Here is a 22,569-nt window from a genome sequence, read left to right as displayed (position 1 = left end):
GTGTAGGTTTCCGCCTTGGTTTTGGGCATTTTTGACAATACCAATCGAGTCGCTCCCAGTTTCATGGACAAACCGGTCATACTCTGCGTAGACGACGACAAAAGCCTTCTGTTGGGGCTGCGGGACGAGCTGAAACTGGAGTTCGGGGGAATGTGCAGCATTGAGGTAGCGGTAAGCTACGCCGAAGCGCTGGAGATCGTGGGGCAACAACAGGCTGTAGGGGTGGAACTGGCCGTGATACTGGCCGACCAGCAACTGAATGGCGACCGAGGCGACGACCTGCTGGTGGCTGTGCACCAACTGAGCCCAGACACCTGCACCATCATGCTGACCGGGCAGGCCGATGCCGAAGCCGTGGGTCATGCCCTGAACGAAGCCGGGCTGTTTCGGTTTCTGACCAAGCCCTGGAAGCCTGAAGCCCTGCTGGAAGCAGTTCGCAACGGGCTGGATGCGTATCTGGAACGGCGGAGCCGAGCCCAGCGTGCCGACCGGTTGGCGGAAGTGGCCGCTGTGCAGGAACAACTGCTGGCAGCGAAGACCCCACAGGGATTATGGGCAGAAGCGCTGGCAGCATTGCAAGCGTTGACGCGAGCCGAGTGTCTGCTGCTGCTGGACCACAACGGTAAGTTGCAAGCATGTACGCACGAAGACGGCGAAGGGCCACAGGACCTGTGGGAGCATTTGCCGGAGGCCAGCCTGTGGGCCCGTGCAGGCAGCGGTGTGCATGTGGTGGAACACCTTCAAAGCGACCCTGCCTGGGGCACGGAAAGCTGGCTGGTGAGCCGACGGGTGCGCAGTCTGCTGGTGCTGCCATTGGGACCCGAACGTGGCTGGGTAGTGGGCTGGCATACGCGCGCCTATGCGTTCTTCACGCCGCTGCGTGTAGAAGTGCTGGCCCAGGTGTGCCGCTATGTGCTGCGCCGCCTGCCCGACCTGGAGGCTACCGCCGAGACACAGGCCAGTGAGCAGCACCAGGTGGATGAACTGCTGCGGCGCACAGCCCTGGTAGAAGCAGAGTCGGAGGAACTGCAACGCCTGCTGAGCACACGCATGCAGGAAATGGAGGCGCTGCAACTGAATCTGCAGGAAGCACAGCAGCAGCTGGAAGCCCTGCGCAGCGAACACGTCAGCGCCAGCGCCAAAGCACAGGAGCTGGCCGAAGCCAACGAACGACTGACAACGCAGATTGCGAGCAAAGAGCAGGTAAATACCGTGCTGGAAAGCGAACTGGCGCTGATGGCCAGCAACGACCAGCAGTATCAGCAGCGAATACGGGCGCTGGAGCAGAGCCTGGAAGAACAGCAGGCCGAGCTGGAAGCGACTCTGTTGGCACGCGACCATGCCCAGGCCGAAGCGGCCCATGCCGCCGCACTGGAAGAGAAAGTGCGGGAATGGGAACAGCTGAGCCATCTGTTGGAGAAAGACCAACAGGGTGTGCTGGCGCAGGTGGAAGAGAAAGAGCAGCAGATCAGGCTGCTACAGCAACAACTGGCAGACGAACAGGAGCAGCTGCGTGTGCATCAGACCGAGGTAACCCGCCTGCAAAGCCAAAACGAGCACTTTGCCAGCCAACTGGCCGACGGCCTGCAACGGCTGGACACCGCACGGCGTGAAGCACTGGAAGCACAGCGCGAACTGCGCGAAACCGAGAACGAGCTGACCGCCCTGCGCAAGCAGCAGGAAGACCTGAACCAGGACCACAGCCGGTTGAAACTGCAGGTAGCAGATCTGAAGCCACTGGCAGAAGCGGCCATTGACATGCCTGCGTTGCGCGAACAGGTGAAGTATCTGCTGGGGGAAGTAGAGAAGCGGGATGCCCAGCTGGAAAACAACCAGCGTGCCCTTCACAACCACACCGTAGTAGAAGCCGAACTGAACCGCCGGCTTGAGGAAAGCATCAGGGAAAGCGAGCGTCTGGAAGCGGCACTGCGCGACGTGGGAGAAAAAGCCGCGGGCCAGGAAACCGCGCTTCGGGAGGCCGTGGAGGCTCTTGCTGCCCAAAAGACCGAGACTGCGGCCGCAGAAAGCCAGTGCCAGGCTACCGAGGAACTGGTGGAGACGTTACGCGACGAGGTGCGGCAACGGGAAACCGAGCGCGACGATGCCCGTGCACGGGTGGAAATGCTGGAGCAGGAGCGAGAACAGCTGAAAAGCCACCTGTTTGAGCCAGCGTGGTACCAACCCCTGCTGCGGGCGAGTCAGCGGCGCCACCTGCTGGCCGGGGCCTTTCCGCAGTGTTTCATACTGGAAAATGCGGGCGACACCGGGCCAACGCCGTTTGTATGGCTTGCCGAAGTGGAAGACCAATTGTACCTGGCGCTGGTGGACCATCAACTGGAAGGCCAACTGGAGCCTGGGCTTTCGCAATGGATTTGCCTGACGCTGGATGCCCTGTTGGCGAAAGCACCGATACAGCAATGTGCTGACCTGCTGCTACAACTGGGCCTGGCCTATGCGGCATTTCAGGAAGAAGTGGGGCCCTGGCCCGAACTGCGCATCACGCTGACGCGGTGGGACCTGGATGAAGCGGTGCTGCACTACACCAGCGCCGGGCATACGCTGTGGATGCAGCGTGGCAACGAACTGACCGAGCTGTCGGCCGAAACCGAACGACTGGCGCTGGACCCGATGAGTCAATCGCTGCGGAACCACAGCATTGCCCTGGAGCCCGACGACAGTTTCTACCTGTCGAGTGTGCATTCGACCGCTGTGCTGGCGCAGCGCCTGCCGCAGATCATGAAAGAGACAGGCCCCCGACAGGCGGTAGATCTACAGGGAGCGCTGGCAGGACTGACACAGCGGGGCCTTCTGGTGGGTCTAACTGTCTAATGCCTAACGAATAGGTGTGATAAGCGGGAAGACGGGTTTCTCGTATCTTTATGCGAACCCTATTCCAACTGCCGCATGAAAAAGTTTTTACAGGAGTTTCGCGACTTTGCCATGCGTGGCAATGTGGTAGATCTGGCCGTTGGTGTCATCATCGGCGCGGCGTTCGGAAAGATCGTGAGTTCGCTGACGGAAGACATCCTGATGCCTATTCTGGGACTGTTTGTGGGGAAGGTTTCGTTTACGAACCTGAAGTGGGACCTGACACCCGAAGCGTCGATTGCCTACGGGAAGTTCATTCAGGTGACCTTCGACTTCGTGATACTGGCATTTGCCATCTTCCTGATGGTACGGACGATGAACCGTATGCGGAAACAGGAAGAGACCGCACCCGCGCCAGCACCAGAGCCAACCGCAGAAGAAAAACTTTTGACCGAGATACGCGATTTGCTGAAGCAGCAGCGTTAAGTGTCTCAATCTTACCAAGCTGGCCTATCGGCTCTTTTTACTTGAGGAACAGGTTTCGAGGTTTGTGGGCAGGGCTGCTGGCAGCTCTGGTGTTCTGTGGCAGTGCCACGGCTGCTCTTGCGCAGAACCAGGAGGCGATTGACCGACTGGAGCAGGAGTTGACGCGTACGAATGAGCCGCACAAACGGACCGAACTGTTGATAGGGCTATGTGTGGAGTATCGGGTGTCGCAGTTGCAGACAGCCCGGAGATATGGTGAAGAAGCGGTGGCAATGGCCACCAAGGCAGGCAGCGACAGCCTGCTGGCCGAAGCGAACAAAGTGCTGGGCCTCTCGTTCTGGTTTCTGGGAGACTACCAGCCGTCGCTGCGGTGTTTTGAAATATCGGAACATCTGTTCACGAAGCTGAACAACCAACGCAACATGGCAGCAACGCTTCGCTATCAGGGTATCGTGCTGATAGACCAGGGTAAGTTGCTGACGGCGATGCAGAAGTTCAACCAGGGCCTGCAGCTGGCAAGAAATGCGAACAGCCAGTATGAGATTGCGGGCTGTCTGAACCAGATGGGTGTGGTGTACCACAAGCAGCGGAACTTCAGTACGGCGCTTGATTACTTCAACCAGGCACTGGCCCTGTATAAAGAACTGAAGAACGAAGACAACATAGCACTATGCTACAGCAACGTGGGTCTGGCGTATTCCGACATGGGGAATTATAACCAGGCGCTGCACTATCAGCTGATGAACCTGGAAATCCGACTGCGGGGAACGAACAAACGGGCAACGGCCTATGCATTCAGGATACTGGGGGAGCTGTACTATCATATGCGCCGGTACAATGCATCGGACAGCGTGTATGTGCAGGCGATACAGCTGTACAAAAAGCTGGAAGTGCCCTTTGGGGAGACCAAGTGCATGATTGGGCTGGCCCGGAACCAACAGGTAGTGAAGAAAGCCCGCGCTGCCGCCGAAATAGGTGAACTGGCCATGGGGAAAGCCAAAGTTGTGAACTCGGCCGAGCTGATGATGGAAGCGAGCGAGGTGCTTGCGAACGCCTATGCCTCACTGGGCAAACACGACAAAGCTTACGAGAACTACAAGATATTCAAGGCGATGAGCGACTCGATCGTTAACGCCGAGAATGCGCGTCAGATCTTCGAGATGCGAGCGCAGGCCGAACTGGAAAAGCAGCAGCAGATGCTGAAGGCACAGGCCGAGCAGGCACGACAACAGAAAATCATCAACTACGCACTTGCTGGCTGCCTGCTGCTGTCGTTGGCGCTGGGTTCTGTGCTGCTGATGTTCTTCCGCCGAAAGGAAAGAGACCTGACGCTACTGGAAACCAAGAACCATGAGATACAGCAGCATCGGGAGGAGCTGCTGATGCGATCGGAAGAGCTTCAACAGAGCAACGGCGAGCTGTCGGTAGCGATGGAAACGCTGCGCAACACGCAGCAGCAGTTGATACTGTCGGAAAAAATGGCCGCGCTGGGCCAGCTGATAGCGAACATTGCACATGAGATCAACTCGCCCATCAGCGCAATCCGGACGAGTGCAAGGACAAGTTCGCGCCTGCTGCCGCAGGTGTTCCGGGAGCTGCCGCTGTTTCTGCACACGATAGACATGCCGACACAGCAGTTGTTGATAGCGCTGGTGTTGCACAGCGCCAGTGGCAATGGCAGTTTCAGCACGCGTGAGGAGCGGCAACAGCGGAAGGCGATTGCCGACAAACTGGCGGGCTGGGGCGTGGCGAACGCCAGCGAAATGGCCTCGCGGATAGCGGCGATGCAACTTCGGCCCGAGGATCTGGACGCCTACCAGTCGCTGTTCCATCATCCGGAAGTGGGTGCGCTGCTGAACTTTGCGCAACAGCTGACACAATTCCAGTTGAACAATCACCTGATTGAGCGGTCGGCCGACAAGACATCTCGGATTGTGCAGGCGCTGAAGAGCTACGCACATACCAGCCGTACCGGACAGAAAGAGGCTGTTCAACTGGAGCCGTCGATAGAAGCGGCGCTGGCCCTGTATGACCAACTGTTGCACCAGGGCGTGAAGGTAGAGCGCGACTACCAGACGCTGCCCAACGTGCCGGTGTTTCTGGACGAGATAGACCAGGTGTGGAGCAAGGTGCTGCACAATGCCCTGCTGGCGCTGACCGAGCAACCCGAGGAAAACCGCGTGCTGCGGATAGAGACCCGGCAGGAGGGCGACATGGCCGTTGTACGGATTGTCGACAACGGGCCAGGCATTGCGCCACATGTGCTGCCACGGATATTCGAGCCGTTCTTTACCACGCGCCCGAAAGGGGAAGGCAGTGGACTGGGGCTGGACATTTCGAGGAAAATAGTGGAGCGCCACGGTGGCACTCTGGAGGCGGAAAGCACGCCTGGCCGCACGGTGTTTACCATTCGGCTGCCACTGCATGAGCCGCTGTTGCAGAACCTGCAGCAGGAGGTGGCCCAAGAGCGACTGGCGGTGCCGTTTGTGGCCAACTGAACCGCTGGTGCGACTTACTTACACTCGCCTTCAGTGAAGGAGGTGACCCCGGCGTTGGTAGCCTGACAGGCGTTGGAGTAGGTTTTGCCATCGCAGCCGCAGACGGGCTTGTAATCCATGGTACAGGGGCAGTCCTTACAGATTTTCGACTCGTCGATGCAGGGCTTCTCGGGCTGTGGAGACGAGCAATCCGCTGCGAGGAGCAACACAGCCGCAAGGGGGAGCAGGAAAAGACGCTTCATGACATGAAATTACAAAAGGCCAGCGGTTGCTGGCCTTTCTCTGTTTCAATGTGAGCAGACTCAGAGGTTGCCGCGGGCTTCCTGTTCGCGCTCGATGGCCTCGAAGAGAGCTTTGAAATTACCTTTTCCGAAGCTCTTGGCACCTTTGCGCTGAATGATTTCGTAGAAGAGTGTAGGGCGGTCTTCGACGGGCTTGGTGAAGATCTGGAGGAGGTAGCCTTCGTCGTCGCGGTCGACGAGGAGGTTGAGCTCGCGGATCTGGGCAATCTCCTCATCGATGCTACCGACACGGCTGAGGAGGTCGTCGTAATAGGACTGTGGGACCGTGAGGAACTCTACACCCCGCTTGCGCAGCTCGCTGACGGTGTGGAGGATATCGTCGGTGGCCATGGCTACGTGCTGCACACCGGGGCCTTTGTAAAAGTCGAGATACTCTTCAATCTGGGACTTCTTCTTGCCCTCGGCAGGCTCGTTGATGGGAAACTTGATGTAGCCGTTGCCATTGCTCATGACCTTGGACATGAGGGCGCTGTACTCGGTGCTGATGTCCTTGTCGTCGAAGGAGAGGAGCTGGCGGAAGCCCATGACGTTCTCGTAGAACGACACCCAGGTGTTCATCTCGCCCCAGCCGACGTTGCCAACGCAGTGGTCTACGTGCTTGAGGCCTACGGGCTCGGGGTTGAAGGAGGGCTGCCACTTGCGGAAGCCGGGGAGGAAGGGGCCGTTGTAGGCTTTGCGCTCGACGAAAATGTGAACGGTTTCGCCGTAGGTGTAGATGCCGGAGCGAACGACAGAGCCGTTTTCGTCCTTTTCCTCGGTGGGTTCGAGGTAAGGCTTGGCACCGCGCTTGGTGGTTTCGGCAAAGGCCTTGCGGGCGTCGTCTACCCAGAGGGCCAGCACTTTCACGCCGTCGCCGTGGAGGCGGATATGCTCGGCGATGGGGCCTTCGGGCTGGAGGGGTGTGGTGAGCACGAAGCGGATTTTGCCCTGCTGCACCACGTAGGAGGCACGGTCGCGGATACCGGTTTCGGGGCCCGCGTAGGCAACAGCCTGAAAGCCAAAGGCCGTGCGGTAGTAGTGGGCGGCCTGTTTGGCGTTGCCCACGTAAAACTCAACGTAATCGGTGCCGTTGATGGGCAGGAAATCTTCCTGCAGACCGGCATTGGGAGAGGTGACGGTAGCTTGCATGGGCCGTGCGTAAGGGTTGTAGGACTGAACGGCAGTTCGGCTGCTAATATAGGGTTGTTAGCGGCGCGAAGGACTGATATTGGTCAGGTCAGCAGTGGCGGCAGGTGCCCTGTACGAGCAGGTTGAACTGCTGGCTGCGGTATCCCTCGGGGAGGGCGAGGTGGGGAATGCGGACGGAGTCGAGACACTCGGTACGGCCGCACTTGACGCACTTGAAATGGACGTGGTCGTCGTGGTGGTGATCGTGGTCGTGGCAGCCGTCGGAGCAGAGGGCGTACTTGAGGGCGCCGCTGTCGTCGAGCACGCGGTGCAGCAGGCCTTTTTCCTCGAAGGTGCCGAGGGTGCGGTAGAGGGTCACGCGGTCAAAGGCGGTGAGTTGTGCCTCAAGCTCGGCGTGACTGAGCGCGTAGCCTTTTCCTGCAAACATCTCCAGCACAGCCAGACGGCAGTCGGTCACCCGAAGGCCGGTCTGTCGCAGAAGATCGGTGGGCAGGTGGGAGTTACTCATCTGTGGTTGTAACGAAAAGGCGTGGCGGTGTCGTACAGATCAGTGGGCGTTGGCTTCGCCTTTCAGCATGTTGAGGATTGTTTCGACAACGATGCGGAGGTCGAGCCAGATGGACCAGGAGTCGACATAGAGGCGGTCTAGCTTGACGCGGTTGCGCATGTACTGGACGGTGGGGGTTTCGCCACGCCAGCCGCGGGCCTGTGCCAGCCCTGTGATACCGGGCTTGACGATGTGGCGAATCATGTAGCCGTCGATGAGGCCGGAATACTGCTCGGTGTGGGCGAGCATGTGTGGGCGCGGGCCGACGACGGACATATCGCCGGAGAGGACGTTCCAGAACTGGGGCAGTTCGTCGAGGTTGGTGCGGCGGAGGAAGCGGCCGAGGGGGGTAATGCGGTCGTCGTTTCGGGTAGCCTGGCGCGAGTCGGAATCGGTGTTGACGCGCATGGTGCGGAACTTGAGGCACCAGAAGGGCTTACCGGCGAGGCCGCTGCGCTTCTGGCGGAAGAAGGCGGGCCCGCGGGAGTCGAGCCGGACGGCCAGGGCCAGCAGGGGAAAGAGCCATGACCCGATGAGCAGGAGGAAGGTGGCGGAAAAGACGATGTCGAAGAGGCGCTTGAGGGCGCGGTTGGAGGGGTCGTCGAGGGGGTACTGCCGGACGGGCAGAACGGGGACGTTGTCGTAGAGGGTGATGGTGAGGTCGTCGCGCTCGAAGCCGTGGAGGTCGGGCACGAGGAGGATGCGAACGAGGTAGTTGTCGGCGAAGTCTACGAGGGCTTCGACCTGTTCCTTGCTGAGGGAGTCGAGGGAGCAGTAGAGTTCCTCGATCTGGTTGGCGCGGCAGAAGTCGGTGACTTCGGCGAGGGTGTTGTGGCCGAGCTCAGCGGGGTTGAACACGCGGAGGAGGCGGTAGCCGTACTCGGGCCGGCGGGTAAAGATGCGCGCCAGCTGCTGGGCCTGTGGGTTGTTGCCGAGAATGGCCACGCGGCGGTAGTTGTAGCCCCGGTAGCGGTAATGACGCAGCAGCATGGTGTAGCCCATGCGCCACACGGTGAGCAGCACCACGAAGAGCGCATAGGTACCGGCGAGTTGCAGACGGGAATAGTAGTACGCCTTCTGGGTAACCCAGAACGCCGCGATGATGAGCACATGCAGGGCGACGGCGCGCAACAGGCGCAGGAGTGTGAAACGCAGACGCTCTACCCGCGGGACGTCGTAGAGACTGAAGAGCAACGCTACCAGCAGCCAGGCGGCATTGTGGGCCAGCAGCAGGGAATTGTAGGGGCCGGCGCCAAAGCCAGTGAGCGAGCCAAACCGAATGGCATAGGCCGCTGCTGCCGAGAGGTTGAGCAGCAGGAGGTCGCCAGCAAAGTGAATGAGGCGGTTGACGCGGGAGTAGGTGCCGTGGGGCATGGTTCGGAGCAAAGATAACGGCTGGGGGAAAGGAAAAGAGAGGCCAATGGCCTCTCCTCCCTGCAATTCTGCTGGTGACCCTTTTACTGGGCAACCAGATACAGCTGATGGGCATCGGCCCCGAAGGGCGAGCCATCCAGATCGGCGAAACACTGCACGTGCGCGAAACCTGCCAGGGACAGGAGATCCAGCACTTCCTGAAGCGTGTAGTGTGTCACCAGTGCCTGTAATTCCTGCTCTTGGCCTGTACGGAGATGGCGAAAGGCAAAGGTTGTCTGTACGGCCATGCAGCCATCGCGGAGGGTGAGCACATGGGAGATGTCCATGTGGATGTCGCCGGCAGTATAGCTTTCGCTATGGCCTGCGACGGGCATGAACAATTCCTGCAGGGCAGCGGTATTGAGGAGAAATGTGCCTCCTGGCGCGAGACACTCCCTGACGGCCTGCAGAAACCGCAGGGTATCGTCGGGTGTGAGGTAGCCGAAGGAATTGCCAAGAGACACAACGGCGTGTTGGCTGTCGGGTGCGACATGCAGAAGGACATCGCGCATGTCGGCAGTGAGCCAGCGCACGCGAGCTTCGGGGTCGGCGGCACGGCCATCGGCCAGAAACTCTGGCGATATATCGAGGGCTGTAACCCGCAGACCTGCCCGGGCAAACGCCAGCGCATGCCAGCCGCTGCCGCAGGGGACATCCAGCAAAGCCATACCGGGTTTGAGGCCCAGCAACTGCCGAATAGCCGCCGCCTGGTCGCTGGCCAGGGCAGGCGTCATGAACTGCTGCCAGAACTGAACTGACAGTCCCTGAAAAAAAGATTGGTACCACTGTGGGGTACGCATGGGTAAAAACAGAAAAAAGGAAGTCTGCTTTCCCTCAGAAGCAGGGGAAGGGACGTACAGGCATACCGGATGCCCGTCGGAGAAAAACGCCGTAGAGCAGTGAGGGACAACCCTGACGGCTGCTCAGGCAATGCCCGGCGATGCGGGACGGAAATGTTGTAACAGAGGCGTTGTGATGGCTTCTGCACAAACATGCGAAAAAAGGCCGGCAGAGCAAGCGGCAGGGCTGCGCTTAAAACTTTACAGAAGGAACACAATAAAAGACAGTTGAACGGGGTTATAAGCCTGCTATTTTTGTAGCCTGTCTAACACTTCTACGTTACTACACGCTGAAAATGAACAAGTCCGAACTGCTGTCGCGTAAGATCCAGCACATCGACATCAAGGCCACGAATGTGGTGCCGATGGTTGATGCCATGGGTGAAATGGCCTTCCAGGCCCGTAACCTCAGCCGTGCGGCCCAGATCTATGACAAGATGCTGGCCGACAAAGAGTGCGCTGTGTTCCTTACGCTGGCGGGTTCGCTCATCAGCGCAGGCCTGAAGCAGGTGATTCTCGACATGATCGAGAACAACATGATTGACGGCATCGTGAGCACGGGCGCCAACATCGTGGACCAGGATTTCTTCGAGGCCCTGGGCTTCCACCACTACCACGGCACGCAGTTCGTGGACGACACCCAGCTGCGCGACCTGATGATTGACCGTATCTACGACACATTCATCGACGAGGAAGACCTGCGCATCTGCGACGACACTATCGGCCAGATCTGCAACGAGCTGGAGCCCCGCCCCTACAGCAGCCGCGAGTTCATCGTGGAAATGGCGAAGTACCTGGAGCGCAACGACAAGTACGCCGCCAGCCGCGAGAACAGCATCGTCTACCAGTGCTACAAGAAAGGCATTCCGATTTTCGTACCTGCGTTCTCTGACTGCTCGGCAGGTTTCGGCTTCGTGATGCACAAGCATACCCGCCCTGGCCAGCCGCACGTGTCGATTGACTCTGCTGCCGACTTCTACGAACTGACGCTGTGCAAGCTGAAGAACCCCGAAAGCGGCCTGCTGATGATAGGCGGCGGTGTGCCGAAGAACTTCATCCAGGACGTAGTGGTGGCCACGGAAGTGATTGGCGAAGACGCGCCGATGCACAAGTACGCCATCCAGATCACCGTAGCCGACGAGCGCGACGGCGCCCTTTCCGGCAGCACGCTGAAAGAAGCCTGCTCGTGGGGCAAGGTAGACGTGGTGTATGAGCAGATGGTGTTCAGCGAAGCCACGATTGCCCTGCCGATGGTTGCTGGCTATGGCTACCACAAGAAGAACTGGGTAGGCCGCCCCGAGCGCCGCTTCAACGACCTGTTCGTTAAGCAGGCTGAAGCCGCCCGCTAAGCGGTAACGCCCTCAACTATACCGAACGGCCTTCCTGCGGGGAGGCCGTTTCTGTATATGATGCGCAGAGCTGCTGGAACTGCGCAAATGATTCGTTTTTTGCAGGGCATATAGCCTACCTCCTACCCATGCGTATTCTGGTGATGCAGACGGCCTTTCTGGGCGATGTGGTGCTGGCGCTGCCGGTGGTGCAGCGGCTGAAGCGGCTGTATCCCACGGCTGAGGTGCATATGCTGGTGCGGAAAGGCAACGAAAGCCTGCTGGCGGGCCACCCGGACATTGCGCGGGTGTGGGTGTGGGACAAGCGCCGGAAGTGGCGCAGTCTGTGGGAGAACGTGCGGGGCCTGCGCCAGGTGAAATTTGATGCAGTGCTGAACCTCCAGCGTTTCTTCACGAGCGGGCTGATGGCACTGCTGGCAGGGGGCAAGCAGACGGTTGGCTTTGACAAGAATCCGCTGAGCCTGTTCTACACGGTGCGGTTTCCGCACGTGCTGGGGCAGCCCACCGACACCCACTACTGGCACGAGGTAGACCGCAACCTGACGCTGCTGACAGCACTGACCGGCAAACCCTACGAACTGACAGACCGCGAACGGCCCCGGCTGTATCCGTCGGAGGCGGACCGGGCGAAGGTAAGCCCGTACACAGACACACCGTATGTGGTAGTGGCCCCGGCGTCGGTGTGGTACACGAAGCAGTGGCACCCCGACCAGTGGCGGAGGATGATAGCCGCGCTGCCCAGCCACCTGAAAGTGTGGCTGGTGGGCGCGCCGAACGAACGGGCGCTTTGCCAGCAGATAGCAGCAGAACTGCCGCAGTGTGGCAATCTGGCGGGGGAACTGAGCCTGCTGCAAACAGCGGCGCTGATGGCAGGAGCGGTAAGGGTGTTTGCCAACGACAGTGCCCCACTCCATCTGGCAAGCAGCCAGAATGCACCCACTACGGCGGTGTATTGCAGCACGGTGCCGCAGTTTGGCTTTGGGCCGCTGGCCACCGATGCCGTGGTGATGGAAGTAGCCGGACTGGCGTGCCGCCCGTGTGGCCTGCATGGGCACCGGGCTTGCCCACAGGGCCATTTCGACTGCGCGATGAAACTGGACCCCGCAGTTGTGGCAAAAACAGTGACAGGCCACTGAAAAACCCCACCTACTGGCGCCAAGGCGTATCTTTGGGATATGCGCCGCCTCCTGCTTTCCGGATTGCTGCTGGTGCCAATGGCACTGAAGGGGCAGTTTGTGTTTGAACGTGCCCGCCAGCCACGTGCCGACTACGGCAAAGTTGCATTTCGTGACAGCGAGACGGGCGACCCGCCCTACGTCACGGTGCAGCTGGGCTGCGGAGCGCCGAACACAACCGACAGCCTGACGGTGTCCATTCTGCCAAATGAAGACGTATGGGAAATTTGGCTGCGCCAGCCGGACGGAACCCGTGTGCGGCAGCAGACGGACCTCTCGCTGGTGTTTCCGATGGCGGAGTATAAGATGGGCGACTTGGACGGAAACGGGCTGATGGATGCAGCCTTCACGTTTGACCCCGGTGGCAATGGCCTGATGGGGCAGTTCCGTTACCGGCTGTATGTATTTCAGACGGCAGCGGGCCAGTTCAAGGCGGTGACGGCCCAGACCTTTCTGACGAACGAAACCGACTCGCTGGACTATGGGCGGAACTTTGAGTATGACCTGAACGGCGACGGACGCTATGAGTTTGTGTTCCGGACGCACCACCAGCGCGACGGGAAGAGCTACTGGGTATTCAACGCCTACCACTGGCATGCCGAGCGTGGCTGGGAGAACGTATCGAAGCAGATGGGCTGGCCGCTGGTGGTGCGGCACCTGAACCGGGCGAATTTTGCACCTATTCCGTTGAGTGCCACCGAGCGCGACAGCTGGCTGGTGGCCAAGCCCGAGGTGACTGGCAACGAGTATGAGTAAAAAGTGGTAGCTGTAGTTTAAGCCTGTAATTTGCGGCGCAAACTGACACTCCATGATGCGTCGAATTCTCCCTTTGCTGCTGCTGCTGACGCAGTATGTATGGGCACAAAGCGGTGCCGAACTGCACATACCGGATGTGCGCTACACGGAATACGGCAAGCCGGTGACTTTCCGGGTGGAAGCGAAGGTGAACAACGAGCGCGACTCGCTGCTGTATTTCCGGCTGGCGGCGGGGCCACGCACGGCACAGCTGGACTCGGTGACGGGCTACTTTGTATGGCAGCCCACCTACCGCGACGAAGGGCGACGCCACCCGGTGGTGATAGAACTGCGGGGCAGCCGTGGCCTGCTGGCCCAGAAGACAACCTACATAGACGTAGCCGACATAGTGACGCGGCCGCAGATACAGGTGGCGGGCTTTGTGAATGTGGAGCCGGGCCGCACGCGGGTGCTGCCGCTGCAGGTGACCGACCCTTCGGGACAGAAGGTGCGGATAACGGAAGCGAGCTCGAGCAACAACGCGGTGCTGAGTGTGGAGCACACGGACAGCACCCTGACGCTGCGGGCCCGACAGACGCCCTACCCGATGTCGGTGCCAGTGAGCATAACGGCGGAGAACCAGGTGGACCGACAAAGCCAGATCCTGCGGATAGAAGTTAACCTGGTGGCCAAAGCCGAGCCTCCGCGCTTTTATGAAGGCCCTATACGCTTTGACGTGGGCGAGGGACAGAGCCGGACGATACCCATGCCTGCCTATGACCCCAATGGTGACCGGATACTGTATGGATTTACAGCGAAAGACGGCGCAGAACTGGGGGGACAAATCCGGATTTCTGACCCGGAAAAGGGGACGTTTGAATACACGGCCAATGGTATTGGCGACCGGAACGAGGCGACTTTCACGTTCGTGATAACAGCGAGCGACAACTTCACGACGACGAACCGCGAGGTGACGGTGGTGGTACGGCGAGTGATATCGCTGGAGGAGGAACAGGCGCGGCTGGCGCGCTACAATGCGGTGTACCAGAATTTTGTGCAACTGCTGGACAGCACGGAGAAATTCCATGACGCGATGAAGCGGTACATTCGGCGGAAGAAACTGATCATCAAGGCATCGGAGTGGTCGCTGTTTGGGCTGAGCCTGTACACGACGATCCTGACAACGCAATCGCCGAATGCATCGGATGCCATCAAAGCACTGTCGCTGGCGAGCACAGCAGTGAGCGGGTTCTCGGCACTGCTGAAACCAGATGTGAGCCCACTGGAAGCTGACCGGGGAGAGGCCCTTCGGATGAAGAACGAAATGGCGAATCTGGTGGCACGGGAAGACATTCTGCACCGTGAATCGCTGACGGGCTTCGTGCGGTCGGGTGGGTATGGCAACAGCCTGACCGAACTGCGGATACAGCTGGCGACGTACCGCTACCGCTACCGCCAACTGTTGGAGAAAAATCCGCGTGTGGCCGACATTGTGCTTCACCGCAAACGGAAGGGCGGCCTGTTTGGCAAGCGCTGAGCCAACCAACGATACAGAATAAACAGGAAAGGCCCCGCCAATGTGACGGGGCCTTGTTCATGTAACCGGTGGCTGCGCTTAGACGTGCAGCAGCAGACGGATGGGATCTTCGAGCAGTTCCTTGACCTTGACGAGGAAGCTTACGCTTTCTTTGCCGTCAATGATGCGGTGGTCGTAGCTGAGGGCGAGGTACATCATGGGACGGATAACCACCTGGCCGTTGAGGGCTACAGGGCGCTCCTGGATTTTGTGCATGCCAAGAATGGCGCTTTGCGGGGGGTTGAGAATCGGCGTACTGAGAAGCGAGCCAAAGACCCCACCGTTGGTAATGGTGAAGTTGCCACCCTGCATTTCCTCAATACTGAGACGGCCTTTGCGGGCTTTATCTGCCATGCTGGCTATTTCCTTCTCGATGTCGGCGAGGGAAAGTGCGTGAGTGTTGCGGATGACCGGCACCATGAGGCCGCGGTCGGTAGAGACGGCGATACCCATGTCGACGTAGTTGAAAGTGACGAGTTCGTCGCCATCAATCTGGCCACCGACGAGGGGGAAATCCTTGAGGGCTTCGCAGCAGGCCTTTGCAAAGAAGGACATGAAACCGAGGCCGATTTCATGCTCTTTCTGGAATGCCTCCTTGTACTTCTTCCGAACTTCCATGATGGCCGTGAGGTCCACCTCGTTGAAGGTGGTGAGCATGGCCGTTTCGTTTTTAACGCTGACAAGGCGGTTGGCCACGGTCTTGCGGAGCTGCGTCATTTTCACGCGGCTGGCTTCGCGCGCGCCAGTGAACGCAGGGGCAGCTTTGGCAGCCGCAGGCTGGGCAGCGGGAGTTGCCGCAGCAGACTTGGCAGCCGCACCCTGCTGGATGACATCGCCCTTGGTGATGCGGCCGTCGGGGCCTGTGCCCTGCACACCGCTGGCGGGAATGCCCTGCTCGGCCATCATTTTGGCGGCGCTGGCACTGGGCACACCCTTGGCGTAGGAGTCGGCACCACCGTTCTGCGCCACGGGCTGTGTAGCAACGGCAGCGGGTTCGGCCTTTGGGGTTTCGGCTTTGGCAGCGGGGGCAGCTGCGCCGGCAGCAGAGGGATCGATGGTGCAGGCTACCTCGCCTACCTTGACGGTGTCGCCGGCTTTTACCTTGATGGAGAGCTTGCCACTGGCCTCGGCGTAGAGGGTGAGCATGGCTTTGTCGCTCTGGATGTCGGCCAGGGGCTCGTCCTTCTGGACGATATCGCCGTCGGCCTTGTGCCAGGTTTCAATCACTACCTCGGTGATCGATTCGCCGGGGCTGGGGATGCGCAGTTCGATCATGTGTGTCGGCTGTAGGGGGTGGATGCGAAGTTATTCGCTTTTGTTTCGGGAAAGGGAGGAATTAAGGGTTTCGAGTTCTGACTTGACGGCAAGAAGCAGGTTCTGCTGCTGGCCGACGAGGGCTTCGAAACGCTTGGGGTCCAACGCCAGCTGACCGAGTGCGGACTCGACGCGGCTGGTCTGCTGGTTGAGGGTGGTCATCTGGCCGTCGAGCACTTCCAGTCGGAGGTTGGCCTCGCGGAGTTCGCCCTTGAGCTGTACCCGAAGGTCAGCGAGCTCCTGGCGGGTGCTTTTCAGCTCCAGCAGCAGCTCGGAGAGCAGTTCGGGAATGCGGGGGTCGTCCATCTGGAAGTGCAACGGGGCCGTTGAATTACACAGTAGCCTTTGCCTTTTTGGCGCCTTCGGCCAGACTGGTTTCGGCGGGGAGGTTGAGGCTCTTCTTGATGATGTACTCCTGTTGGGTAGCGTGCTGGCTCATGGTGCCGGTAGCAGGGCTGGCGCCTTCCTTGCGGGCCACTACCTGGAGATCGCCACCGGGAACATGCTCGCGCAGTTTGCGGAGGATGAAGGACCAGGCTCCCATGTTCTCGGGCTCCTCCTGTGTCCAGATCCAGGTCTTGGCGTTTTTGTAACGCTTGAAGATGGCCTGAATCTTGTCGATGGCCAGGGGATAGATCTGCTCGAGGCGGACGAGGGCGGTGTCTTTCACGCCGAACTCTTCGCGGGCCTTGAGGAGGTCGTAGTACACCTTGCCGGTGCTGATGACGACGCGCTTGACATCGGCGGGCTTCACGCCGGCATCGTCGATGACTTCCTGGAACTCGCCCTTGGTGAAGTCTTCCAGCGAGCTGACGCACTTGTCGTAGCGGAGGAGACTCTTGGGGGTGAAGACGACCAGCGGGCGGCGGTACGGGGTGAGTACCTGACGGCGCAGGGCGTGGAAGATGTTGGCAGGGGTGGTGAAGTTGCAGATGTACATGTTGTTCTGGGCACAGAGCGTGAGGAAACGCTCGATGCGGGCAGAACTGTGCTCGGGGCCCTGGCCTTCGTAGCCGTGTGGCAGGAGCAGCACGAGGCCGTTCATGCGCTGCCACTTGCTCTTGGAGGCGCTGAGGAACTGGTCGATGATGATCTGGGCGCCGTTGACGAAGTCGCCGAACTGGGCTTCCCAGATGGTGAGCGTCTTGGGTGCGGAGCTGGCGTAGCCGAACTCGAAGCCCATGACGGCGTACTCGGAGAGGAGGGAGTTGAAGATGCGGAGCTGACCCTGCTTGTCGCCAAGGTTGTTGAGCGGGGTGAACTTCTGCTCGGTCTTGACGTCAGTAAGGACGGCGTGGCGGTGCGAGAAAGTGCCGCGCTCGCAGTCCTGACCGCTCATGCGGACATCGTTGCCCGACAGCAGCAGCGAGCCGTAAGCCAGGTGCTCGGCCATACCCCAGTCGATGTTACCCTTGTCGAGCATTTCGCTGCGCAGCTTCAGGAGGTTCTGGAGCGTACGGTGGGGTTCGAAGCCAGCGGGTACCTGGGTAATGGACTTGGCAATGGCGCGGAGGGTTTTCTCGGCAACGGCAGTGTTGGGGTTGTCCTCCAACTTGTTGTCGTCGTAGAAGCGGATGCCCTCCCAACTGCGCTGGAGCTTGATGTCGAGTTCGCCCGCCTGACGAGCGCGGGCTTCTTCGAGTTCTTTGTCGAGGTGGTCGGATAGCTGCTTGTCGAGGGCCTTGAGCTCGTCGTCGGTAAGGCTCTGCTCAGTGGTGAGCTTGGCGGCGTAGACCTTGAAGGGGTCCTGATGCTTGCCAATGGCCTCGTACATTTTGGGCTGGGTGAAACGGGGCTCGTCGCCTTCGTTGTGGCCGTACTTGCGGTAGCACACAATGTCGATAAAGACGTCGCGGTTGAACTCCTGGCGGAATTCCATTGCCAGTTTGGTGACGTAGACGAGGGCCTCGGGGTCGTCGCCGTTGACGTGGAAGACAGGGCTGAGGGTGACCTTGCCGACGTCGGTGCAATAGGTGGAGCTGCGGGCCTGTTCGGGGCTGGTGGTGAAGCCCACCTGGTTGTTGATGACAAGGTGGATGGCACCGCCGACTTCATAGGCTGGGAGGCGCGACATCTGGATGAGCTCGTACACGATGCCCTGACCAGCGATGGAGGCATCGCCGTGGATGATGAGCGGGCAGATGAGGTCGTGGTCGCCGCCGTAGAGGATATCCATCTTGGCGCGTGCCATGCCGACTACCACGGGGTCTACGGCCTCGAGGTGGCTGGGGTTGGGCGCCAGCGACAGGTGCACCTTGTTTCCATTGCGGAGAATGGGGTCGCTGGAGAAGCCGAGGTGATACTTTACGTCGCCATCGAAGGTGCTGTCGGAGAGGCCTTTGCCTTCGAACTCGCCAAACACGGCGTCGTACTCCTTCTGCATGATGTTCACCAGCACGTTGAGGCGGCCGCGGTGGGCCATGCCGATGACAAACTCCTTGACGCCAATGGCGGCGCCGTGCTCGATGATGCCATCGAGGGCGGGGATGATGGCCTCAGCACCTTCGAGCGAGAAGCGCTTCTGGCCTACGAACTTGCGGTGGAGGAAGCCCTCGAAGCTGGTAGCCTGGCCGAGCTTCTTGAGGATGTGCTTTTTGGTATCGCGGTCGAAGGAGGGGGTGTTGCGGGCACCTTCCATGCGCTTCTCGATCCACTCGACCATGCGGGGGCTCCGAATGTACTTGTACTCCACGCCGATGGGGCCGCAATAGGTTTTTTCGAGCAGGGCGACGATGTCGCGGAGCTTTGCGGGGCCCAGGCCTACTTCCACGCCGGCGCTGAAGACAGTGTCGAGGTCAGCGTCGGAGAGGTTGAAGTTCTTGAGGGCGAGATCGGGCTCGTACTTCTTGGCGTCGAGAATGGGATTGGTTTTGGCGTAGAGGTGGCCCCGCGAGCGGTAAGCGGCCACGAGGTTGAGTACGCTGATTTCCTTGGAGACCTGCTCGGAGCTGACGGGTGCACCGCCTTTGGCCGAGTGGGTGGGGAGTTTAGGGAACTGGGCCTGCGCGAAGTCGAAGCCCTCAAAGAAGCGGGCCCACTCGCGGTCAACGCTGTCGGGATCCTGCTTGTACTGCTGGTACAGGCTGTCGAGATACTCGGAGCCTGCGTTGCTGATGTAACTGAAACGGTCCATTACGATGGCTGTGGGACGTCTGTCGGGAGGAGTGCGGGCCTGCCAGAGCAGAAGCAAACAATGTGTTTCTGCCTTAACAAGCGTAGCGCCACAAATATTGCCGCTTTTCCACCCAAACCCAAGATTTTAGGCAAGGTGGTGTTGGGATAGAAGCGAAGAGACCCCTGCTGGGTAGCAGGGGTCTGAAAAATATGGTAAGCGGGGGCTATTTTGCCTTGAGTGCCAGAACGGGGACACGCACATGCTCGGCAAGGTCTTCGACGATGCTGCCGGCAATGAGGCGGGTGAGACCCGTGCGGCCATGGGTAAACATGGCCAGCAGATCGCCGCCCTGTTCAACGAGGTAGTTCTTGATGCCGGTTTCGACGTCTTCGTCATTGTAGACGACAAGGCGCATCTTGGGATAGGGGTGGCGGTTCTGGAGTCGGGTATACTCGGCGTTGGCGAAGGCCGTGGTGAGGAAGCTTTCGCGGGTGTTGATGACGGCCATGACGATTTCGGAGCCAAACATCTGTGCCATCATACTGACGGTTCCAAAGTTTTCCTCGACAGGGGTAGCGAAGTCGGTAGCAAAAACGATGGATCGGATTTCGGAAAGGCGTGCATCTTCGGGCACGACGAGTACCGGGACCTTGGCAGTACGGAGCACACGTGCAGCGTTAGTACCGACAATACCGCCATGTAGAAGGCCCGTCTGGCCGCGGGTGCCCATGACGATGATGTCGCAGGGGGTGTCGCCGAGGTGCTGGGTAAACTGCCAGGCGGGGATATCGCTGAGAAGCCTGCGTGAAATTTTGAGACCCTGTAGCTCGGGCATCTTCATCAGTTCGTCTGTCTGGTGGTTGATATGCTTTTTCAGGGCTTCCACCTCTTCGTAATTGACCTGTGCGATGAGTGCGCCGTTGGCTGCGACGGTGACATACGGTTTCTCGTACACGTGCACAAGATGAATATGGCCATTGTGATGGCGGGCAATCTGGGCAGCGAAGCGGAGTGCATGACGGGCAACTTCGCTGAAGTCGGTGGGGACGACGATGTGCTGGAAGTTCATGACTGTGAGAATGAAAAGTGGAGGATGGGGTGGCGGCGGCAAGGAGCAACCGATACACCAAAGGTGTGTGACCATCAGGCGAATGCCTATGAGAAGCGGCAACCGTTTTCCTGATGGTTGTCAGGTTCTCAGCGAATATCGGCCCAGTCGGGGCGGAGGAGGTCGAGCGAGACGAGGGTGCCGTGGCTGATGAGAAGTGCGGTGGTGGCGGCACCTGCGAACTCGGTGAGCTGCATCAGTAACTCATCGTCGGCTGGCGCAACACACCGAACGAGCCAGCCATTGGGATAGTCGGGGTCGTTGTCTACACCGATGCACTGAAGCATGGGAAAGCGTGCTTCAAGCGTAGTGAGAAAAAGCTGCACAGCAGGGTGCATGGCGTGAAGCATCAGGCGGCCCACTCGGCCACGCGCCAGAGGGCGCTGAAGAGCACCAGGAGCAGGGCTGCGGGGGTGAGGTACTTCCAGCAGAGACGCATTAGCTGGTCGGGACGAAGGCGGGGCAGCGTCCAGCGGATCCACATCATGGTAAGGACAAGGACAAGGCCTTTAGCGACCATCCAGAAGGCGCCCCAGGCCCATGCGCTGAAGTGGCCGGGAACTCCTGTGGTGAGATACGCCAGCTGGCCATGAGAGAGCAGGTCCCACACAGAAAGGTTGGCAGGATTGATGCTGGCGGGCAGGGCCCAGAGGTTGGGAAGGGGGGTGTGCCAGCCGCCCAGAAACAGTACCGCAGCGATGAGGCTCACAAGGAGCATGTTGGCATACTCGGCGAAGAAGAAGATGGCAAAACGGAAGCCGCTGTATTCGACGTGGAAGCCGGAGACGAGTTCGCTTTCGGCCTCAGGGATATCGAAGGGGGTGCGATTGCACTCGGCGAGGCCTGCGATGAAGAAGACGATGAACGCCAGGAGCAGGTGGGGGTATCGGACAATGCCCCAGCTGGCCATGCCGCCAATGGCGGAGACGTCCCAGAGGCCGAAGAGGCGCTGGGGCTGGACGGCGAACACGCCCTGTTGAGCCGCAATGGCCGAGAGGTCGAGAGTGCCGTAGAGAGCAACAGCGGAGAGCAGGGCCAGACCTGCGGGTATTTCGTAACTGACAATCTGGGCGACGGAGCGGACGGCACCGAGCAGTGCGTATTTGTTGTTGCTGCCCCAACCTGCCATTAGAATGCCTACCACCTCGATGCTGACGACGGCCAGAATGAAGAGCACGCCGACGTTGAGCGAAGCGGCCTGCAAACCGGGCGCGAACGGCAGTGCGGCAAAGCCTGCAAACACCGCCATAAACGTGAGGATAGGCGCCAGCACATAGAGGACCTTGTCTATGGTGGCGGGGAAAATGGCTTCCTTCTGCAGCAGCTTGAGGATGTCGGCAAGTGTTTGGCCGATACCCTGGGGGCCGATTTCCATAGGCCCGAGACGGTCCTGAATCCAGGCGCTGACTTTACGTTCGGCCCAGACGCACCATAGAACGTATACTGCCAGAAAACCCAGAAGGGTGGCAATACCTATGAGGACGGGAATGAGCGTCGCGAGCATGTTATGCAGACAAAACTACACAACGCGAGGTTCTGGTAGGGTTGCAAAAAGATGCAATTCAGGAAATAGGGGGTAAGAAGCTACCGGACAGCAGTATTGTTGTGCAGCTGACCATAGCGAAGGAGGACCGCCATACCTACTCCGAAGAGTGCATGTGTCCAAACTTCGAAATAGGGAACCTGCAGGATGTAAGGAATGATACAGAGCAGGCTGATGGCTTCGGCGTAGAGGATGTAGCGAAAGCGGGTACAGTCGAGAAGAAGGCCTGCGAGGGCCATGTAGACAGGGCCGGAGATAGAGGTACCGATGAGACTGGTAAACCAGAAATAGGAAGTGTTTTTGTCGGGTACGGTGAGCGTCCAGGTGGCGGCAAGGCAATAGACAATGCTGAAAACAGGAACCAGCACCAGCAGCCGAAGGGTGCGGGTGCGCCAGTACTCCAGCACCACCATTGCAGTGGCAAAAGAGACGCCGGGAATGAGCAGAATGGTAAAGGAGAAGTCGCTGAAGAGTATACTATCGGGTGTGGGACCTGTGAGCAGACGGCTGACGAATGCAGAGGCAACACCCAGCAACACCTCGGGTGCATAGTTGCGCAGAAGATGGGGTGTTTGCATGGTGGGCAGGAAAAGAAGCCTCACAATAGGGAAACAACCACAAGACTAATACCTG

At 59.5% G+C, this 22,569-nt stretch carries 19 protein-coding genes; 7 read left to right on the top strand and 12 right to left on the bottom strand.

Annotated features, from left to right (window positions below):
- The first annotated feature begins 63 nt into the window (after positions 1-63).
- The 3 genes from AC2D8O_RS02225 (at position 64) to AC2D8O_RS02215 (ending at position 5,792) form a co-directional block, all read left to right on the top strand.
- Positions 64-2,829, top strand: a complete 2,766-nt coding sequence (locus AC2D8O_RS02225; RefSeq protein ID WP_484677150.1) for a response regulator — start codon at positions 64-66, stop codon at positions 2,827-2,829.
- A gap of 75 nt (positions 2,830-2,904) precedes the next feature.
- Positions 2,905-3,294: a large-conductance mechanosensitive channel protein MscL gene (gene mscL, locus AC2D8O_RS02220; protein ID WP_484677149.1), complete on the top strand. Its 390-nt coding sequence runs from the start codon at positions 2,905-2,907 to the stop codon at positions 3,292-3,294.
- Positions 3,295-3,356: 62 nt separating this feature from the next.
- On the top strand, positions 3,357-5,792 hold the full coding sequence (locus AC2D8O_RS02215) for a tetratricopeptide repeat-containing sensor histidine kinase (RefSeq protein ID WP_484677148.1): 2,436 nt from the start codon (positions 3,357-3,359) through the stop codon (positions 5,790-5,792).
- Between the two features lie 14 nt (positions 5,793-5,806).
- On the opposite strand, the gene AC2D8O_RS02210 is transcribed toward AC2D8O_RS02215, so the two are convergent.
- The 5 genes from AC2D8O_RS02210 to AC2D8O_RS02190 form a co-directional block, all read right to left on the bottom strand.
- Positions 5,807-6,034, bottom strand: a complete 228-nt coding sequence (locus AC2D8O_RS02210; protein WP_484677147.1) for a Kazal-type serine protease inhibitor domain-containing protein — start codon at positions 6,032-6,034, stop codon at positions 5,807-5,809.
- Between the two features lie 60 nt (positions 6,035-6,094).
- On the bottom strand, positions 6,095-7,222 hold the full coding sequence (gene hppD, locus AC2D8O_RS02205) for a 4-hydroxyphenylpyruvate dioxygenase (RefSeq protein WP_484677146.1): 1,128 nt from the start codon (positions 7,220-7,222) through the stop codon (positions 6,095-6,097).
- A gap of 88 nt (positions 7,223-7,310) precedes the next feature.
- Entirely contained in the window at positions 7,311-7,730 is a 420-nt protein-coding gene (locus AC2D8O_RS02200; protein WP_484677145.1) for a Fur family transcriptional regulator, read from the bottom strand.
- 39 nt (positions 7,731-7,769) lie between these two features.
- Complete coding sequence (locus tag AC2D8O_RS02195; RefSeq protein ID WP_484677144.1) at positions 7,770-9,143, bottom strand: undecaprenyl-phosphate glucose phosphotransferase; 1,374 nt, start codon at positions 9,141-9,143, stop codon at positions 7,770-7,772.
- An 83-nt stretch (positions 9,144-9,226) separates the two neighbouring features.
- Positions 9,227-9,982: an SAM-dependent methyltransferase gene (locus AC2D8O_RS02190; RefSeq protein WP_484677143.1), complete on the bottom strand. Its 756-nt coding sequence runs from the start codon at positions 9,980-9,982 to the stop codon at positions 9,227-9,229.
- A gap of 335 nt (positions 9,983-10,317) precedes the next feature.
- Between AC2D8O_RS02190 and AC2D8O_RS02185 the strand changes: the two genes are divergently transcribed.
- From AC2D8O_RS02185 to AC2D8O_RS02170, 4 genes are all read left to right on the top strand, one after another.
- Positions 10,318-11,370, top strand: coding sequence for a 1,9-bis(guanidino)-5-aza-nonane synthase (locus AC2D8O_RS02185; protein WP_484677142.1), 1,053 nt, complete (start codon positions 10,318-10,320; stop codon positions 11,368-11,370).
- Between the two features lie 128 nt (positions 11,371-11,498).
- A complete protein-coding gene (locus tag AC2D8O_RS02180) occupies positions 11,499-12,506 on the top strand; it encodes a glycosyltransferase family 9 protein (RefSeq protein WP_484677141.1) in 1,008 nt (335 codons plus the stop codon).
- A 39-nt stretch (positions 12,507-12,545) separates the two neighbouring features.
- Positions 12,546-13,301 carry a hypothetical protein gene (locus AC2D8O_RS02175; protein WP_484677140.1) on the top strand — a complete coding sequence of 252 codons (756 nt, stop codon included), beginning with the start codon at positions 12,546-12,548 and terminating at the stop codon, positions 13,299-13,301.
- A 52-nt stretch (positions 13,302-13,353) separates the two neighbouring features.
- A complete protein-coding gene (locus AC2D8O_RS02170; RefSeq protein ID WP_484677139.1) occupies positions 13,354-14,817 on the top strand; it encodes a hypothetical protein in 1,464 nt (487 codons plus the stop codon).
- 78 nt (positions 14,818-14,895) lie between these two features.
- On the opposite strand, the gene odhB is transcribed toward AC2D8O_RS02170, so the two are convergent.
- From odhB to AC2D8O_RS02135, 7 genes are all read right to left on the bottom strand, one after another.
- Positions 14,896-16,131: a 2-oxoglutarate dehydrogenase complex dihydrolipoyllysine-residue succinyltransferase gene (odhB, locus tag AC2D8O_RS02165; RefSeq protein ID WP_484677138.1), complete on the bottom strand. Its 1,236-nt coding sequence runs from the start codon at positions 16,129-16,131 to the stop codon at positions 14,896-14,898.
- Between the two features lie 30 nt (positions 16,132-16,161).
- Positions 16,162-16,476 (bottom strand): hypothetical protein, encoded by a 315-nt coding sequence (locus tag AC2D8O_RS02160; RefSeq protein ID WP_484677137.1) that lies wholly within the window; start codon positions 16,474-16,476, stop codon positions 16,162-16,164.
- 25 nt (positions 16,477-16,501) lie between these two features.
- Positions 16,502-19,360: a 2-oxoglutarate dehydrogenase E1 component gene (locus AC2D8O_RS02155; protein ID WP_484677136.1), complete on the bottom strand. Its 2,859-nt coding sequence runs from the start codon at positions 19,358-19,360 to the stop codon at positions 16,502-16,504.
- Positions 19,361-19,508: 148 nt separating this feature from the next.
- Positions 19,509-20,354 carry a universal stress protein gene (locus AC2D8O_RS02150; protein WP_484677135.1) on the bottom strand — a complete coding sequence of 282 codons (846 nt, stop codon included), beginning with the start codon at positions 20,352-20,354 and terminating at the stop codon, positions 19,509-19,511.
- Between the two features lie 128 nt (positions 20,355-20,482).
- Positions 20,483-20,731: a hypothetical protein gene (locus tag AC2D8O_RS02145; protein WP_484677134.1), complete on the bottom strand. Its 249-nt coding sequence runs from the start codon at positions 20,729-20,731 to the stop codon at positions 20,483-20,485.
- Positions 20,732-20,742: 11 nt separating this feature from the next.
- Positions 20,743-21,897 carry an NADH-quinone oxidoreductase subunit NuoH gene (gene nuoH, locus AC2D8O_RS02140; RefSeq protein WP_484677133.1) on the bottom strand — a complete coding sequence of 385 codons (1,155 nt, stop codon included), beginning with the start codon at positions 21,895-21,897 and terminating at the stop codon, positions 20,743-20,745.
- 80 nt (positions 21,898-21,977) lie between these two features.
- Positions 21,978-22,514, bottom strand: a complete 537-nt coding sequence (locus tag AC2D8O_RS02135) for a hypothetical protein (protein ID WP_484677132.1) — start codon at positions 22,512-22,514, stop codon at positions 21,978-21,980.
- Positions 22,515-22,569: the final 55 nt, after the last annotated feature.

Source organism: Pontibacter sp. T17 (assembly GCF_057219875.1).
The sequence above is the reverse complement of the archived record's forward strand: the minus strand, read 5'-3'. Positions and strand labels throughout refer to the sequence as shown.

Excerpts from the sequence above, each read along its gene's own strand:
- AC2D8O_RS02225 (WP_484677150.1), top strand. The coding sequence starts at position 64 with ATGGACAAACCGGTCATACTCTGCGTAGACGACGACAAAAGCCTTCTG.
- mscL (WP_484677149.1), top strand. The coding sequence starts at position 2,905 with ATGAAAAAGTTTTTACAGGAGTTTCGCGACTTTGCCATGCGTGGCAAT.
- AC2D8O_RS02210 (WP_484677147.1), bottom strand. The coding sequence starts at position 6,034 with ATGAAGCGTCTTTTCCTGCTCCCCCTTGCGGCTGTGTTGCTCCTCGCA.
- hppD (WP_484677146.1), bottom strand. The coding sequence starts at position 7,222 with ATGCAAGCTACCGTCACCTCTCCCAATGCCGGTCTGCAGGAAGATTTC.
- AC2D8O_RS02200 (WP_484677145.1), bottom strand. The coding sequence starts at position 7,730 with ATGAGTAACTCCCACCTGCCCACCGATCTTCTGCGACAGACCGGCCTT.
- AC2D8O_RS02195 (WP_484677144.1), bottom strand. The coding sequence starts at position 9,143 with ATGCCCCACGGCACCTACTCCCGCGTCAACCGCCTCATTCACTTTGCT.
- AC2D8O_RS02190 (WP_484677143.1), bottom strand. The coding sequence starts at position 9,982 with ATGCGTACCCCACAGTGGTACCAATCTTTTTTTCAGGGACTGTCAGTT.
- AC2D8O_RS02185 (WP_484677142.1), top strand. The coding sequence starts at position 10,318 with ATGAACAAGTCCGAACTGCTGTCGCGTAAGATCCAGCACATCGACATC.
- AC2D8O_RS02180 (WP_484677141.1), top strand. The coding sequence starts at position 11,499 with ATGCGTATTCTGGTGATGCAGACGGCCTTTCTGGGCGATGTGGTGCTG.
- AC2D8O_RS02175 (WP_484677140.1), top strand. The coding sequence starts at position 12,546 with ATGCGCCGCCTCCTGCTTTCCGGATTGCTGCTGGTGCCAATGGCACTG.
- AC2D8O_RS02170 (WP_484677139.1), top strand. The coding sequence starts at position 13,354 with ATGATGCGTCGAATTCTCCCTTTGCTGCTGCTGCTGACGCAGTATGTA.
- odhB (WP_484677138.1), bottom strand. The coding sequence starts at position 16,131 with ATGATCGAACTGCGCATCCCCAGCCCCGGCGAATCGATCACCGAGGTA.
- AC2D8O_RS02160 (WP_484677137.1), bottom strand. The coding sequence starts at position 16,476 with ATGGACGACCCCCGCATTCCCGAACTGCTCTCCGAGCTGCTGCTGGAG.
- AC2D8O_RS02150 (WP_484677135.1), bottom strand. The coding sequence starts at position 20,354 with ATGAACTTCCAGCACATCGTCGTCCCCACCGACTTCAGCGAAGTTGCC.
- AC2D8O_RS02145 (WP_484677134.1), bottom strand. The coding sequence starts at position 20,731 with ATGCACCCTGCTGTGCAGCTTTTTCTCACTACGCTTGAAGCACGCTTT.
- nuoH (WP_484677133.1), bottom strand. The coding sequence starts at position 21,897 with ATGCTCGCGACGCTCATTCCCGTCCTCATAGGTATTGCCACCCTTCTG.
- AC2D8O_RS02135 (WP_484677132.1), bottom strand. The coding sequence starts at position 22,514 with ATGCAAACACCCCATCTTCTGCGCAACTATGCACCCGAGGTGTTGCTG.